Source organism: Roseicyclus amphidinii, assembly GCF_030163755.1.
Taxonomy (GTDB): Bacteria; Pseudomonadota; Alphaproteobacteria; order Rhodobacterales; family Rhodobacteraceae; genus Roseicyclus; species Roseicyclus amphidinii.
This window is the reverse complement of sequence record NZ_JASJOE010000008.1, coordinates 63,897-80,144: the sequence shown is the minus strand read 5'-3', so window position 1 is coordinate 80,144 and position 16,248 is coordinate 63,897. Positions and strand designations below refer to the sequence as shown.

At 62.0% G+C, this 16,248-nt stretch carries 9 protein-coding genes; 4 read left to right on the top strand and 5 right to left on the bottom strand.

All coding sequences use genetic code 11. The annotated features are described in order from the left end of the window. Nucleotides 1-208: 208 nt before the first annotated feature. Nucleotides 209-1,114, bottom strand: coding sequence for a metallophosphoesterase (locus QQK83_RS04635; protein WP_284262145.1), 906 nt, complete (start codon nucleotides 1,112-1,114; stop codon nucleotides 209-211). A gap of 208 nt (nucleotides 1,115-1,322) precedes the next feature. Further along, nucleotides 1,323-1,496 (bottom strand): hypothetical protein, encoded by a 174-nt coding sequence (locus QQK83_RS04630; RefSeq protein WP_284262143.1) that lies wholly within the window; start codon nucleotides 1,494-1,496, stop codon nucleotides 1,323-1,325. Nucleotides 1,497-1,625: 129 nt separating this feature from the next. Between QQK83_RS04630 and QQK83_RS04625 the strand changes: the two genes are divergently transcribed. From QQK83_RS04625 to QQK83_RS04610, 4 genes are all read left to right on the top strand, one after another. Continuing rightward, entirely contained in the window at nucleotides 1,626-2,153 is a 528-nt protein-coding gene (locus QQK83_RS04625) for a hypothetical protein (protein ID WP_284262141.1), read from the top strand. A gap of 201 nt (nucleotides 2,154-2,354) precedes the next feature. Next, nucleotides 2,355-2,918: a PDDEXK-like family protein gene (locus QQK83_RS04620; protein ID WP_284262138.1), complete on the top strand. Its 564-nt coding sequence runs from the start codon at nucleotides 2,355-2,357 to the stop codon at nucleotides 2,916-2,918. 415 nt (nucleotides 2,919-3,333) lie between these two features. Then, a complete protein-coding gene (locus tag QQK83_RS04615) occupies nucleotides 3,334-5,382 on the top strand; it encodes an AAA family ATPase (protein WP_284262136.1) in 2,049 nt (682 codons plus the stop codon). Nucleotides 5,383-5,727: 345 nt separating this feature from the next. After that, nucleotides 5,728-7,167 (top strand): DNA cytosine methyltransferase, encoded by a 1,440-nt coding sequence (locus tag QQK83_RS04610; protein ID WP_284262133.1) that lies wholly within the window; start codon nucleotides 5,728-5,730, stop codon nucleotides 7,165-7,167. A 36-nt stretch (nucleotides 7,168-7,203) separates the two neighbouring features. Here the strand turns inward: QQK83_RS04610 and QQK83_RS04605 are convergent, their stop codons facing one another. The 3 genes from QQK83_RS04605 to QQK83_RS04595 are packed head-to-tail and all read right to left on the bottom strand — an operon-like array spanning nucleotide 7,204 to nucleotide 16,123. Beyond that, nucleotides 7,204-12,819, bottom strand: coding sequence for an ATP-binding protein (locus QQK83_RS04605; RefSeq protein ID WP_284262130.1), 5,616 nt, complete (start codon nucleotides 12,817-12,819; stop codon nucleotides 7,204-7,206). A gap of 2 nt (nucleotides 12,820-12,821) precedes the next feature. Continuing rightward, complete coding sequence (locus tag QQK83_RS04600; protein WP_284262128.1) at nucleotides 12,822-14,285, bottom strand: hypothetical protein; 1,464 nt, start codon at nucleotides 14,283-14,285, stop codon at nucleotides 12,822-12,824. Nucleotides 14,286-14,296: 11 nt separating this feature from the next. Continuing rightward, nucleotides 14,297-16,123, bottom strand: coding sequence for a hypothetical protein (locus QQK83_RS04595; RefSeq protein ID WP_284262126.1), 1,827 nt, complete (start codon nucleotides 16,121-16,123; stop codon nucleotides 14,297-14,299). Between the last annotated feature and the right edge of the window lie 125 nt (nucleotides 16,124-16,248).

Genomic DNA, 16,248 nt, shown 5'->3' with positions numbered 1-16,248 from the left:
AAACCCCGCCGCCTCTCGAGCTGTCAAAATGGACGCCCATTTCTCCGTCTCGTCCCAAGCCCAAACCTCCAACGCAAATTTGCGAGGAGAATGACCCGATCAGATCTCCCGCGGCAGGAGGGCGACGGCGTCGCGCTTACGGCTAATCGCGAAATGGCGAACGGCAGTTGAGGGCCGCCTCGCGTCGCCCCCTGCCCCGACATAGGCATCACGATCCTCCCACACCCTCCAGCCCATCGGGCCGGAGCCTGCGCTCTCCCATCCAACGGTAGACGCATGGCGTCCCGGGGTAGTCGAGGCAGGCCGCCGTCGGTCCTTCGAGCCGGGGAGGACCCTGCATCTTGTAATGCCCGACCAGCACGGGCGGCTCGTCCGATCCGTAAAAGGCCACGCCGCGCTCCTGATCGATCTCCGCCTCGGGCAGCAGCTCCGGTTCGGGCACCGACAGGGCCGCCTCGCGCCATGTGCGGGCGTCGGCGCGCCACCAGGCGATGCGCACCCGGTCGCGATAGTGCCCGGCGGCATCGTGGAACCCGACCCCGGGCGGCAAGGGGATTTCCGGCCCGGACAGGAGCAGATCGACCGCCCGAGCAAACGCGGTCTGCTTGGCCGCGACCTCCTCCAGATCGTCTTCCAGAAGACGGCCATCGGGGCGGCGGGCGGCGATCGTGGCGATCGCACCCGGATCCCAGCAGGCGTGGACAAGCCTCAACCCGTCGAGATCCAGCCACAGCGGGAGGGTCAGGAACCATGCAGTGCGGTCCAGCGCCTCGGGCGTGCCGATCCCGAAGCTTGCGCAGAAACTCCGGTGCTGGGCCCTGTTCTTCGCATCGCGTGGGCGGAGCGGCATGCCCTCGGCATCCTGCCGGTGGAAGAGCAGCGCGTTGAGTTCGTGGTTTCCCATCACGCCGACCGCCGCGCCCGTGTCCATCAGCGCCATGACCCGGTCCAGCACCGCCACATCATCGGGCCGCGCGACCGTACGGCCCGCGTCGATGAAATCGCCCAGAAAGGCGATGCGGGCGCCTGAAGGGGCCGCGCGTAGGCTTGCCTCAAGCCGCTCGGGGTCGGCGTGCAGGTCGGGGATGACGAGGGTCTGTGTCAGACAAGGCACTCCTTTCGTTGTGGAACCGCGACGGGCGGCGCGAGGCAGGCGAGCACCTGATCAGCGCGGCCGGACCTTCGGCATGGCCTCGGGGCGAGGTCTGGGCAAAGGGGCGTTCCGGATGACACGCCCCACGACCGAGGCTGATGGATCAAGGTCAGCCCGTCAATGGGCCGCGCTCTGGCGCGAGGCAGGTCGAGCGGCGGCGCGACACCGGTCAGCCGCCATCCTTCTGCTGCCTGGCTGCCTCGAGGCCAAGTTCGATCAGCCTCCGCATCGCGTCGGACTCGGAGTTGATCCGCGCCTCGAAACGAAAGTCCGCGATCTGCGCGGCCTGCTCTTCGCTCAACGCGATCAGCTTCTTGACGGGATATGCCGGTGTACGTGCCATAAATCGCATATAGAGCTGCGAGACGCTATTGACAATATGCTTTTTGTCTATATATTGTATATGCGGACGAGGCGGTGCTACCAACACCACCCCGCCCTGACCACGCCAAGTCTTGATAGGAGACCCAACATGGCTACCCCCACCCGTATCATGCCTCCGGGCGGCACCGAAAGCTTCCCCGCGCATCCTTCGCCCTCCCCCGTCATGATCGGCTTCGGCCGGGTCCTTGCCGCCGCGCAGGATCTCGTCGTCGCCGAGGTCGATCTCGCCGACAACACCGGCCATGATCCGGCCGTCGACGCCTGGTTCGTCGAGGCACGCCGCGCGCGCGACCATGTGCTCGACAGCATCGGCGCCGTTCTCGATCTCGCGCATGTCGCGCCGGGCGATGCGCATCTGCTGCCTGTGCTGCGCCTGTTCCGGCGCGTGATGCTCTCGACCGATGCCGAGGAGATCGCCGCCCTGCGCTTCGCCGTCCTGGAGCTGCCCGAGCGGATCTTCGCGCTTGGCATTGACGGTGTCGACGGGACGGTGAACCGGCTCGTCCTGAGGGGGCTCGACAGCATCGAGCAGTATCTGATGGCCGAAGAGGTGAAGACCGCGGCCGCCGGACCTGCCCGGATCGACGCAGACTGCGATCTGTTGCCGATGTTCTGATCCGCGCCCGCGGTCACGACCAGACCCCGGTCCGATCCGGCGTCGCCTCCCGGTGCGGCCACGGATCGGCACCAGCCCTTCATTCCGACACAGCTGCGCCCCACGGCCCACCGCCGAGGGCGCGCCCGCCTCGATCAGACGCGCGCTGCGGCTTGCAGCCGGGGACGGGTCGCGGCCCTGCTTCTCCGAAAGGATCCCCCGATGACCAACCAGCTCAAGCTTCCCGGCCTCGTTCTGCCCCTCGCCGATGACGAGACCCCTGACCGGTCCGACCTCCGGGATTGGCCCGATGTCTCGGCCAGCACCGTCTGCCACTTCGCAAAGCAGCTTGGCGCGGCCGGTGAGGCGCTGTTCGACTGCCAGATGCTCTGCTTCGGCGAGCTGTCGCTGCAGGTCGGCGAGTTCTTCAGCTTCGACAGGCTGCTGCTCCGCCCTCAGGGTCTTGTCCGTGTGCAGGTCAAGACCGTGACGATGCCCTCCGACCATGGCTACAGGGTCGAGCCCCGGAAGGGCTATCGCGGCAGTCCGCGGGGCCTTCAGCGGTACGGCGATGACGAGTTCGATCTCCTTGCCATCGTCATCCTGCGCGAGTCGGTCGTCTACTACACCGCCGACAACGCCCGGACGCATCATATTCCTCACTCCGCGATAGCCCACCTGCGTCGCCGCCCGCGCGCGAGCTTCGATGCCGCCATCGCCGAGATCGAGGCGACCGGGCGGGCACCGGCCCCGGGCGCCTGGGCGGCGGAGCTCGCCGCGGGATGACACGGCCGCGGGCGTGCTGGCCGCCTGTCAGGCCCGCCGCCCCTCTGGCTCGGGGCTTCGGGCACCAGGCCCCGCCGCGCGCGTCGCCTCCGCCGTCCTCTGCCCTCTCCTGCCCCTTGCCCTGATCCGACCCCTGTCACCGCGCGCCTTCCCCAGCCCCCAGCACCCGGCTGCCACGGGTGCCGCGCCCCGATCCGGAGACCCGACCATGCCTCCCCACTCGAACCCTTCCAAGGATACTGTCCGACCGCAGGTCGCTTCAGGTGCCCGGCCCGGCGTCAGCGGAGACGTCCCGGCCTGGGCACCGTCGCTCGAAGAGCTGCTCCACCTCCTGGCGCGCTCGCGCCACCGGGTCTGGATCTTTGATGAAAGCGCCGCGGGCGCACCTGGCCTCCCGTCCGCCGCGGGCCATGCCGTGGATGCGGTCCGGCAGGACGAGATTGCGGAGGATCTCGGATCCGAGGATCCCGACGACATCCTCGATTGGGCGATCGATCTCGGCCCGTCACCCAGCCACCCTCCGGCCGCCGCCGCGCAGCCCCCCTTGTCGCGCGAGGGTCTCCGTCCGCGGACCGTACCGCTGCTCGCCGCCACGCGCCTCGTCGCCACCTTAGGCTCGATCGACGCCATCGCCGCGCAGCTTGGGGCGCCCGGCGCCCTGACCGTGATCGTCACCGGCGATCCCGCGCTGGGGCGGGCTGCGCGCAGCATCATCAACCATATCCTCGAGACCGCGGCCCCCTCGGGATCCAGCACAACCCCGCTTGTGCTCGAAATGGGCGATGCCGTGCCCGGCTCGAGCCGGAGCGGCACGCCCCCCTTCGGGCAGCTGAACGACACCCTCGCAAAGGCACTCGCCACCCGCTGCCCGATCCTCCTTGTCGCAGGCGCGCGCAGCGAGATCACCCCGGCAATCGAGGCTCTCGATCCGGTCATCATCCCCCTCGCCCCCCTTGATCCGCACATGCTCGCCTGGGGCATCACCACCCTGCGCCCCGATTGCAGCCCCGTCGATGAACGCACCCTGCCCAAGCAGGAGGACGCCGCCGCCCTCACGACCGAACAGGTCATCCTTGCGCTGCGGGCCTCCGATGCGTCTGCCATCGCCGCGCGGCTAACCCTCCCCAATCCGCCCCAACGGGCGCAGGACGACGGTCCGGGCCTCGACCAGTTCCCCCTGCCGCCGCCCGTCAGGGAGGCCGTGGATCGGCTGCTGGGCGATCTGCGCGACTGGCGCGCCGGCCGCATCCCGTGGAAGGACGTGACACGCGGCTTCCTTCTCACCGGCCCGCCCGGCACCGGAAAGACCGAGCTTGCCCGCCTGCTCGCGCGCGCCGCGGGGATCGGCTTCCACGCCACCTCGCTGGCCGGTATGCAGGCTTCGGGCGCGCGCTCCAGCGACATCCTGCGCGAGATGCGGGCGGTCTTTGCGAGGGCCGCCGCAGGCGCGCCCGCGATCATCTTCATCGACGAACTCGACGCTGTCGGCGACCGCGCGCGCCCGCAGGATCACAACTCCAGCTGGACCGACATGATCGTCGCGGGCCTTTTGGACTGCCTCGACGGATTTCATGCGCGGGAGGGCGTTCTGAGCATCGCCGCCACCAACTACCCTCACAAGATCGACGCAGCCCTTCTCCGGCCGGGGCGGTTCGACACCCGGCTCGTCCTCGCCCCCCCTGATCCCGACCTGTTGCCGGCAGCCTTCCGCTGGCATCTGCATCCCGATCTCGCGCAAGCGGACCTCGCCCCGCTCGCGCGCCGCGCCCTCGGACTGTCCGGAGCCGACATCGCGCGGCTGGTCCGAGACGCCCGCGCCGCCGCCCGGCGCGCTGGCGATCCCCTCGCCCTGTCGCATCTCGAGGACGCGCTCGAGCGGCTGCACCCCCGGATCTCGGGCGAGGATCTCCGCCGGGTCGCAGCGCATGAGGCAGGTCACGCCATCGCCGCCGCCGTCACGGGGATCGGCATCCCCGAACGGATCGCGATCACGGGCGAAGGGGGCGTCACGCTCACCACACCCCTGCCCGCCTTTGCGACACGCGCCAGCTTCGAGCGCAAGCTCGTGATGTTGATGGCCGGGCGCATGGCCGAGCAGCTGCTCTTCGGAGACATCTCCTCGGGCAGCGGCGGCGCGCCCGACAGCGATCTTGCACGCGCCACCGACATCGCGGTCGCTCTTGAAACCAGCTACGGGATGGGCGCAAGCCTCCTCTGGCGCGGCCCCCCGGAGACCGGCACCGCCGATCTCCGCCTCGACCGGGACCTGCGCGCCCGCGTCGAGGCGCATCTGCAAACGGCCGAGGCCACCGCGAGGTCGCTTCTCTCGGACCGTGGCGATACCATCAAGGCTCTGGCCCAGGCCCTCATCAAGAGAGGCCTCCTGCCACAAGAAGAGATCGAGGCGATCATCGCGGCGGGTGACGCGTTGCGCGGAGCGCAGGGCGACGGAGGCCCGTCGTGAGACCGACGTTGCAGACCGACGCCCGGTTGCCCCCTTGCGGGTGTCCGGGTTTTCACCCGGCGTGCGGGGTGTCTTGCTGTGGAGGCCGCACGAAGCCGCACGAAGGGTGCATCAGACCGCATGAAGGATGCGTGAGTGAGGCAGCGACTTTGGTCGGGTTCAACTCCATGCCGTGGGCCGTTGCATTAACGTCAAAAAACTTGCCTGCAGTTGCTCTGACCCCCGATACTCATCCAGCTGAAACCAGAGCCGGTGAGTGGAAGTTGACGGGCCTGGCTAGGTCGAATAGACCAGGCCACCGGTAGCCGCTCGGGCTGGTGAAATGGCCGGGGTCCGGGATTCAAGATGACCAAGACATTCAAATATGTCGATCTTTTCGCTGGCTGCGGCGGCCTGTCTCTTGGCCTACGTGCCGCAGGATTCAAAAAACGGCTGGCCGTAGAGAAGTCCGAGATGCCGGCCGAGACATACCATCACAATCTTATAGCCCCTATAGATGACATCGATGTCTGGAAGCGCGACCACGTTGAGGCGGATCTTACTAGGCAAGTGCAGCGCGGCCTCGTGGTAAGCGAACTCGGAAATCTCTTGGAACGCGCTGACATAGTCGAGGGCATGGCGGTCGAGGGCATCGACCTTGTGGCGGGTGGTCCGCCGTGTCAAGGGTTCTCGATGGCCGGTCGCCGCGACCCGGACGACGCGCGGAACAAGTTGCCCTGGGAGTTTTTAGAGTTTGTCAAGACGGTGAAGCCCAAGGCGGTCATCATCGAGAATGTCTCCGGCATGAAGAGCAATTTTGCCAAGCACGGCAAACCCTCGCCTTTCAGAGAGCTAAGCGAAGCCCTTCGCCAGACCGGGGAGGGATACATAGTACAAGCTCTGTTGCTGAACGCCCGCCATTTCGGAGTGCCGCAAAACCGGCCACGCTTATTTCTGGTTGGGATCACTCGGAAGATCGCCGACAAACTTAGTATCACGGCCTCGAGCGCACTGTGGAGTTCCGCCGATGATGACGGCGCGTTGGTTCCCACGGAAGGGAAACGGCCGCAGTTAGCGCCAAGGCGAACCCATTTCACCAAAGCAGAACTGGAACGGCTGGGCAAAGCTGCAGAAATTCGACTTGAGCGCGTCGTCCGGGATGCGCTGTATGACCTGCTCGGCGATGCGCCAGTTGAGGAGGCCATCGAATACCGAGAACTGCTAGCCGAACTGGAACAACATGTCACCCGCAAGAACACCAATAACCTAACCAATCATAACAAGCGGCGTCACTCTGAGAAGGTCAAACAACGTTTTGGCTTTTACCAAATCGCCGCTGAACGAGGCATCAACAAGCTGGTTCTGGGTCTTCCCTATCGCCATGAGCTGTCGCGTGATGCGCGCATAAGGGCCATCCGCGAGACCTATCGTGGAGCGGATGTCAACGATCGCGGTGCTTTCCCAGAAGACGTCGATGCTTATATCCAACATGTCTTTGAACTGGCGACCAAGAAACACAGCCAGAGGGCGCTTCGCCTCCATGAACCGTCGCCAACTGTTGTGAGTCTACCGGATGATTTCGTACACCCGGTAGAGCCCCGCGTCCCCACCGTACGTGAGCTCGCACGCTTCCAGTCCTTCCCAGATTCCTTTGAGTTCCGAGCCAAAGAAACAACGGGCTCGCACAGGCGACGCTTCGAGGTCCCGCAGTACACTCAGGTGGGCAATGCGGTTCCACCGCTTTTGGCAAAAGCACTGGGCGTACACCTCCGCGGGATCCTCGGCCAGATCAACGACGATCATTAATAGCGAAGCTACGCCCAGCGCAGCCTTGGGCCTGCGTTACTTTTCGAGCGAGAAGTAGGGCTGGCCCTTCATCAAGACGCCCTCGTTGTGGTTGTTCATACAGCGGTAGTAGGCCCAGTGAGTCGGAAGCTTTGTCACCTCAGACACCATTTCCCCAGTGTTCTTGCGGAATCCGATCCCCTCGAACTGCTTGGCAGTGGCATTTCGCACGTTGTGAACGACCCAAGTCGATAGTGCCTCTGCCCAGTCGTAGCCCCTTGTGTTGAAGTGCGAGAGGTACTGCGAAGAAAGGATCACGCCCATGCCGAACTCCCGTCCCTCGAGCATCAGCTTCATAAGCACGTCGAAGTCGCGGCCCATAGCATGGTGCGCCTCGTCGATAAGCACAAAGGAATCCACGAAGCGACGGCTCTTGCCGTCCTCGCCGGTGATAAATGGCTTTTTCTCGCGCGTCTTCATGTAGTCCGTGTAGAGATTGTCGAGGAACATCGTCGCGACGATGTCCACGATGTCCTGGCCCGCTCCGGAAATTCCCGAGAGGTTTAGCACCGTGTTACGGTCGAATATCTCGACGAAAGAACGCGTCTTCGACGAGTCTCTTTCGAAAATCATCAAGTCCACCAGCATCCGCAGGACGGAGATCACGCTGTCGTTCTTGCCGAGCTCCTGATAGGCCTCGTAGACGTCATTGATCGTCGGAAAGCACCCTTCCGGTGCCGTGCTATAGGCCGCGATGACGCAACCGTACAGGTCGTTTCGCTGGACCACACCTATGTTCGAAATCCGGCGAAGTAGGTCGCTGAAGAAATTCGCGCGTCGAACGCGCTCCATCTGGATGCTGCCTTCCAATCGTTCGACATCGATCGCGAAAAAGTTGATTGGCAAGGGTGCTTTGGCAGGGTCCAAAACCTGCGCGCCAAGAGAAACCGGGAACTCCTTCTCGGAGTAGTCCCGCTTGTAGTCGAAAATGAATACCTTCGGTGCCGTCCCTCGGTTGGAGTGTGCAGAGTTCGCAACCTGATATACCAAAGACTTCAAGAACTGGGTCTTACCAGTACCGAGGTCGCCTACAACGCCGATGTTCATCTGGCTTAGAGATGTCTCGCTAAGCTTGATGCGGATCGGGCGTTGCGTACTGCCATGCATGTAATGCCCAACCAGAACCTCGATGCCCTTGTCAGTTGAAACGCCCGCATCGCCCGGAGGAAGGGATGCAGAGAGCTCGGTCTGCCCGGCCACAGGGACGTCCGCGGGCAGTTTATCCTCGCTAGCTGGGGGCATCTCCACGTCGGACGATTCCGACTGCAGCGGCTGCACTGCTGATTTGTCCGCTCCCACCGCAAGAGCTGGTTCTTCCGAAGACACTGCCTGCTGAGTGCCGTTCGTACTAGAAACGGGAGCAGGACCCTCCTGCCCCTGTGCGATTTCCGACCCCGAAGTATTTGAGATCGCAGTACGCTCAAGATTGCCGTCGATCACCTCGGTAATTGCAGCCTGCAAGTGGCCATCAACGCTCGGGATGTCGAAGGCTACCGGGTCGATGAGAACCCCACCCGGATTGCTGCCTTCGGCAAAAAAATGATCAAACGGCTCATCTTCCTGTGTGCGTCCTCCGACCTGAAACCAAAGGATGGTCCCTTTCTCTGGGACGATCCGCGAACTCGAAGTAGCGACCGAACTGAGGATGCGTGCTTCTAGCGCCGGGTTACTGTTCGCCCCCGCCGGCCGCAAGGAGAACGCGGCCTCAAGGAAGCTCGTGAAGGCGGTCCAGGGCAAAACCCGGTTGCCTGTTGCGGAGAGGTTCTTGGCAAGTTGGTCTATGACCTTGAACGTGCTATCGAGTTGCTCGAGCGGATCCACGAGCCTTTCCTTGGCTGGAAACCGCGTGTTGTGCTGGGTTCGCATCTTCACCTCAACGGGGTGCATCCGAACCGTGCTGTTGCCCGCATCGTCTGCCGTTGCACTAAGCAACAGCAAGTCCGCGCGCCGTTGATCATCAGGTGTCCGGGCGCCCTCGCCCAGAAGGTCCAGCAACGGATAGACTGAATCCATTGGAACTACGCACCGGATCTCGCTTGGCGCCGCGGCACTTTCCCAGTTGCCTAGCCCTCTAAATGCTAGGTTGAAACCGATCGCGCCAAGGCTCTGTGTATGCCCCATCGTCAATAGCGACGAAAGGCCCACCCCCCGCATGCCTAGACTGGTGATGACTTCAGTCACCTCCTTCTCTCCACTGGGAACGCCACAATCGGCAAGAACGTGCTTGATGTCGGTTGTGAGGGTTTTCGAAGGCCTGGCCAGAACCGTGTACGGATGTGTGGATGAAATGGCCGAGATCGCGGATTTCTGACGTTGCCGTGATAGGAACGCTGGCCGCCATTCCCAAAGCGCAACGTCAGCTCGAGACTCGCGAAGCTGCGCGGACAAAACCGCTGGGCTTAGGTTTCTGTTGCCCGTGATCGTCCACTTGGCATTCTCGCCGAGCATTCGGTCTCCTAGCTGTAGGCGCGCTTCCATACGGCATGCGTTTCCCTCCAACTGAAGGGCCTCGAGCTTGGCAAGCACGGTTGAGAATCTGGCAAGCCCAGAAAAGGAGGCCCCCTCAAGCCCGAGTCCAAAGCTCGACACGCTGTCGCGCGCGCGAGCCAGTTGCCAAGATCGAAACCGGTTCACTGGCAGCCTTGGGCCGGCGGTACAGTTGGCCTCCGACTTATCCTTGGCAACATCCGTGCGCACGGTAACGACGCTGTCCTCGACGAACTGCAGATCGACGTGGTGCTGGTCGAGAGACCGGGCATCTTCGGTCGTCCATTCGAATGGCGGCAGACTCCCACCTTCACGGGTGTCTCCAATGTCCTGAAGCCGAGCAAGAACTCGGCTTGAGCTCGGCGCCATGCCTTTTCTCTCGCTTGAATCCACGATCCGAATCCCGCCGGGCAGCTGGCCTTCACGGTCGCTAAGCAGGTTGACCGACGCAGCGATAATTGCTTCATCGGTTTCCTCAAATCGCTTGCCGCCCCGCGGTGCCGCAAGGCCAATGCGAAGGTGCTGCGAAGCTGGAAAGACCCGGAGGTAATCTCGAAGAGCGGAGGACACGCCTCCTTGGTCGAGGCCAGATGGGGTTCCAAACGGCAGATCCAGACCAAGCAGTTTCAAGGATTGCGTCTGGTTCACCATCTCCAGCGGGAGGTTGGACAACATGCTCCAGCCGACGAACATTTCCTGCGGCCCAGGAGCGACCCCAGTGGACACCCAGGTCGTACCGGAGTCCGTCGAAGGCCCTACCTCCGGGAACATCTCGCCGTCGACGAACCGCAGGAAGGATCGCGCAACCTTGCCGAAAACCGGGTCGTCGTGGATTTCCATCGCGGCGGCCTGAACGCTCCAAGCCCAGGCCAAGCGAACCGGATGTAAAGGCGACAACAAAACCCCTTTCGCCTGCCCCTGTTGCGAGTCGTACAATAAGGCGGAGAAGGGATATGCAGCCCACGACCTTGCGCGCGCACCCTCGGCCCGCTCAAGGATTGCCTTGTAAGCCATGAGGTATGCGTCGACCTTCTCGCGCCCGATGGAACGCAGGTCTAGCGTACTCGGTAAGGCGCGCACGTCTTGCTGGCCAATCACCGGCTCGTTGCTAAGCCCAAGGCTGAGGAAAGCATCCCAAAAATATTCTACCTCCGCAGAGGTCGAGACTTCCCCTGGGAAGGTAACCGAACGCGCGCCATCGGTGTTCGTGAATGCGCCGAGGCCTTCATCCCAATGGAGCGACGTCGCCGCGGGCCTTCTTCCAACCTCCACAAGGCAAGCGCCAAGGCATGCACGGAATTGGCTATCAGGTACCGCCAAGATGGCCTGATCACGAAACCATCTTTCGAGATCACCACGCGGGTCTAGTTCCATCTCCGCGGTCAAGTCCTCGCTAGCCGCGATCACGGGCTCCGCACTGAAAGCGGCGAGAAATGGGTTGACCTGACCGCTCTCGACCAGCGGGATACTGATAGTAACCGTTCTGCCGTCAACGTCCACGGCAGGGTCGGCAGGCTGGCCGGTCAACTCGTACTGTTTGATGAAATCCGCCGTCACACCCTCTGCCAGCTTAAGCTTTGCTCCGTCGATCCATGCCGGGTTTTCCACGCCGCCGATCACAACCAGCGCCGACATGCTGCCATCTTTTGAGAGGATCAAGTCCCGGTCTGGCGCACCACCTTCAGGTTCGACCAACCGGCCATCCCCGTCCACTGCTAGAGAGACCTCAGACGAGAAGCTTGGCACTTGGCCTTTGCCCTTGATCCCATTCTCGATGACCAGCACGCTTGGAATAACAGGGTTCGGCGCGCAGAGCTTTAGCTCAAGAGTGTCTCTGAATTTCGAGTCCAACGTAGTTCGCTGTGGCCCCACTGAGAGCGTGAAGGGCTTCTCACGCCACGTGCCGCCCTTCTTGCCGATCCTCCGAAGAAGCTCGAACTCCAGCTCCAATGCTCCGTCTACGTTGTAACAGGTGCAGTTTGAGACGACGCATGCGCTCGCGGGCTTACATTGCATCTTTGCTTTGGGGTTGTCGCCCGGCTCGACCTCGAGCCGCAGCTTGTAGCGCCCGAGCAAGACGTATCCATCATCACGACGAAGTGGAACCGCGGGTGGCAAGATATGGTCGACGCCGCGCCACTCCACCTGAGGTATTTCCGTGCGCTCACCTTTGGCAATTGACCAGAACTGGTAGGTGAACGCATCTTTCTTGGGCTGGTCGAAAAACGCGGCCTCTGATGTCCCGGCCCAAGCGTCCAAACGTTCGATGCCGCGTTGATGGCCATGAAACGCAAGCGCTAGCAGCCCATGGCCAAGCGATGTCCTACTCGCTGCGAAGCTGGACCAGTCCTGCTTGGCCAAGGGGTGATCCTCGCCTTGCCCGTCGAGTTCCTGCACCCCGAGTAGCGAGAGTTCGATTTCGTCGATCTCGCTCCATCCCTGTTGGACGATCTTTGCGTAATCCGAGGGCTTGTGGTTGGCCGCGTAGCCTTCTTTAGACTTCGGTCGCGGCAGACCTGCACTGGCAAAAACCACCATGGTCTCGCGGTTTGGCAAGTCGCGGGGGAAAGCTTGGAGACCCAGCTCTAGAGCGTCACAGAGCATGTCCAGATGCAGCCAGAATGCTTCCGTCCAACGCTTATCGCCATTTCCTGCTTCCCGGTACGCCTCGGCCAGGTATCCAAAGACTGTCTCCAAGGATCTTGCCATTTCCGTCGACCGGACTTCATACCGTTGCGTCAGGATCTCGGCGATCTGGCTCGCAATGGACGAGGCCTGCAAGATCGCCTGCTCGTCAGTCCCTAGTCCACCAGGCAGGCCACCAACCAGCACGTCCCGGAAGGTCTCCAACGATTTCAACTCGCGGACCTCACCCTCGGTGGCAATGACCAAAATCGTGGCAGTGGTTTCACCACCTTCAGGCGTACGGTAGGCGATGGCCTCGCCTAGGGAGAGCTCGCCGGGCGCTGAGCCTAGGCGAACTGGAGTCCCGCCAAGATCGGCCAGCGCGGCGTCGAGATCGGCCTTGAAAGCTGCGGGCAATCCACGCGGGAGGATGATCTTTGCAAGTCCTTGGTTCTGCGCGCATGCAGCCGCGATTGTCTCGGGCAGTAGTTTTCTTTTCATTGTCAAAATCCCGGCATGATCTCGAGTGCATCGTCAGCGTCGTGACTGCTACGGGCGAGGCCATAGTTTTCTAGGCGCGAGACGAGCGTTCTCTGGGATGCGTTGATCCCGATCGCGGCAAGTGCAGAGGCAAGGTCGGTCATCCGTGATAGCTGACCAGGCCCCGCGGCTTGCAAGCTGCTGATCGTCACCAGCCACTCTTGGCCAGGTTCCACCCAAGTGTAACGCCCTCTCGACTTCAGCAACGCGTATAGGTCTTGCTCACCGTCGCCAGACCGAGACAGCAAGGAATACCGGATCGTCTCCCACGTGTTGTTCGCGGTCCCTGACTTCTTCGCGGCAAGCGCAGCACCGACGTCCTCCTCGAACCCAGGCCTATTTTGGCAAGCCTTTCTTGCCGCACGGAGCCATGAGGCCAGGCCGTTCTCATCCTCGTCGAACTCGGCGATCGGGGGCACTCCATCTTTGCCTCCGGAAGAGAGATCGGAAATGAGTTTCATGCACGCACTACCGGCATCGGCCAGCATGCGAATAATCGGACCAACGTCAGCTGCGCTTTTCTGCATGAGATCGTCCCATGCAAAGAGTCGGTTGCTGTCGTGCATCATGGCACGAACGGCATCAGCCGCGTCATCCTCGCTGACAAGCGCTGCGCAGAGCCGTCGGTAGAGGTGCATCTCGAACATGAACCCAGAAGCCAAGGCCGTTCGGGCCACGCACGATGCCCAGTCGGTCCAACGCCGGCGCGGCATCTGGTCGATCCAATCGCTTTGGCAAAGGTTGTCCCATGCGCCTGCGAACCAGGCATAGGGGGTATTTTGCGGCAGCCAGAGCGGTTGGCGAAGATCGTTGGCCACGTGTGCAGGACCATGCTGCTTCACCGTCTCAACCACGCTCTCAAGGTGATCCGGAACAACTACCGCAAAAAAGTCTCGGATCCATTCAGGCATGCCACCAGCCGAAGACGACATTACCGCGCTTGACCAGCCCGCGGCGACGGAATTCTGTCCACCACCCAGCGCGTACATCTTCTCGAGGTTCAGAGCCAGGTTGGCAGGGTTCTTCTTGCCCGTGATCCCGCGGAGGTCTTGCAGCAGTGCGGTTTCAACACCTAGTGGCGTTGCGGCAGACCTAAGTGCCTTGCTCGAATACGGGGCTTCCAACTCTTCGAGAAGTATCGACACGATCTTGGCGGCACCGTCACGGTCGCGCGCCTTCCTTTTGCTGACCAGAACCTTGCAAAGCTGTTCGAACTTCTCGGAACCGAGCTTCGGTCGCGTAAACTCAAACCCTGCCTTGACCCTAGAACTCAACTCGCCGTAGGCATACCCTGCGAAATCCGGCTTCTTTTCTTGCCGCTGATTAACAGCGCGCTCGACGGACCAGGCCAATTCAGACATAAACAGCTCCCGCGAAGGCGGGTACTCTGGCCTGTTAAGACCTAGCAACGAGACATCCTTCGCCATTATTGAGCTCCTTAACGCGTCTCGTAGTAGTTTCGGTCCGAGAAATTGAATCTGTTTCTTTCGCCACCGGAACGGATTTGCGCGGCAACCATGGCTGCACGCAGTCGCTCGATACGAGGCTCGATGATGAGGCGACTGTCGGTGAACCCGTGTCCTTCTAGCCCTGCAATGGTCTCGCGCATTAGGTGGAAATCAAGCGATGTCATGGCTGAAGCATGATCCTCGCGCTGTGATCGAAGCCTGATCTCGATGTCTACGCGATCACCCTCAACACGGGCGGTCAGCTTCATGTCATTGCGAGGGATCTCGATGCGCACCTTTGGCGCGTTGGGTTCACCTTCGGTAACGCGAGGTTGCAGGAATGTGAACAAGGCCTTGTGTGAGCCCTCGGATACCGGTGCAACAATTTCAAGGATCGCGTCTTCCAGAGATGGTTCCAGCTGCCCATCCAAGCAGGCATCCAGCCAGGCCTCTTGCCAGGCCGAGACAACGGAAATGTAGGCTGGCCAGCCGCGTATCATGGCCACGAGCCGATAAAGGTATCGTCCGTACCAAGACAGCAACTCGCTACGCTTCTTGAGGGTCAGGCCGGTCTCCCTATCGGGGTCAATCGCCTCCTGCACGATTTCCTCGATCCGAGCATCTAGCTTGCCCCAGTAAGCCTCCACCGCTTTGTCCTGCGAAGCCAGTTCCGATCCTGGCAAGGTTCCATCTTTCAACCCATCCAAGGCATCATTGATTTTAGCGCTTTCACGCCCCTTCGAGGGGCCGAATTGCTTAATGGGATCAGCAAAGTGGACGGCCTTGATTGCGTCACTTGTGGTCGTAGGCCAGTCAAACGTGCTGAACTCGCCGCCCGAGCGAGAAGCCCCTGCTTCGAATAGCATCATGTGCGATCGAAGGTTCCCCAGTGCAACCGCGCCTGCAACCCGGTCAGCGATCTCCTTTGACTGAACCTTCTCAAGGTTCTCCGCTACGTGCCGGTTCAGACGATACATCGTATCGCTGCTGGCCGGACCGACCAGCGAATGTGCCGAAAGGGCCCAGAGTTCGCGGTAGCTGAAGTGCGTGCCGGATAGGATCTCGGCGCCACGCATCAATGAGCACCATCCACGCGCCACGGTCTTTTCTGAAAGCGAGCGTGCATTCAACGCGATCGGATCGAGTTCGTCAGCGCGCAATTCCTCGTGGAAGTTGCTGGCAAGCTTGGCAAGGCAAGCTTCGAAAGCCGTGGCCACGCCACCTCGCATCACATCGGTGAGCGGCGTCATGCGCATAACGACCCGCGGCAAGGGGGCGTCCGTTCGTTCCATACGCGGCGCTTCTGGCCATTCCTCAAGGAGCGAAGCGCTGTCCATGTACACAAGGTGTAGGATCGTAGTGACCTTGCCAGACTCGCGGACCTTAGCAAACTGGTAGTTGCCTCCACCGTGGTCGGCGGCTGAAACCAGACAGGGCTCGTCGACATCGTTGCTGCGCAAGCGGCCACTTAGAAGCCAAGCAACAATATCCGACGCCACTTTCTCATGGTTGTCCGAGAGGGTCGATCGTTCAGATTGTTCGCCGATGAGAACGCCACGATTGATACAACCAAGGAAATGTTCTTTGCCGCGCAGCGCTTGTGCTACATCCCTCCTTAGCGCGAACGGGTTCTTATCGGCCGGGGGAATTGTCGCATCGTTGAGAACTCGCAGAGCTCGCCCGTTCGGCAAACCAAACTCGTAGGATCGCTGGGCGAATGCACTTCTTCCCCCTCTTCGCGTCCCGTGAACGTTCTTGACCACCTCAGCCGCTAGCTTGGACTTCCCGTTACCCGCCCCCCCAACGAGGAAAACCATGTGCGCAGGTCCCAAGCCATCGGCGGCAGAACACGCCATCATCATTGCTCTGCACGCCTCTAGAGACATGGGCGCTGACGGGCCTTTTGGCCATTTGTCATCTGACTCGCGGCTGGTGGGTGAAA

Coding starts and splice junctions, on each gene's coding strand:
- QQK83_RS04620 (WP_284262138.1), top strand. CDS start 2,355: ATGACCAACCAGCTCAAGCTTCCCGGCCTCGTTCTGCCCCTCGCCGAT.
- QQK83_RS04595 (WP_284262126.1), bottom strand. CDS start 16,123: ATGGTTTTCCTCGTTGGGGGGGCGGGTAACGGGAAGTCCAAGCTAGCG.
- QQK83_RS04630 (WP_284262143.1), bottom strand. CDS start 1,496: ATGGCACGTACACCGGCATATCCCGTCAAGAAGCTGATCGCGTTGAGC.
- QQK83_RS04600 (WP_284262128.1), bottom strand. CDS start 14,285: ATGGCGAAGGATGTCTCGTTGCTAGGTCTTAACAGGCCAGAGTACCCG.
- QQK83_RS04625 (WP_284262141.1), top strand. CDS start 1,626: ATGGCTACCCCCACCCGTATCATGCCTCCGGGCGGCACCGAAAGCTTC.
- QQK83_RS04605 (WP_284262130.1), bottom strand. CDS start 12,819: ATGAAAAGAAAACTACTGCCCGAGACAATCGCGGCTGCATGCGCGCAG.
- QQK83_RS04610 (WP_284262133.1), top strand. CDS start 5,728: ATGACCAAGACATTCAAATATGTCGATCTTTTCGCTGGCTGCGGCGGC.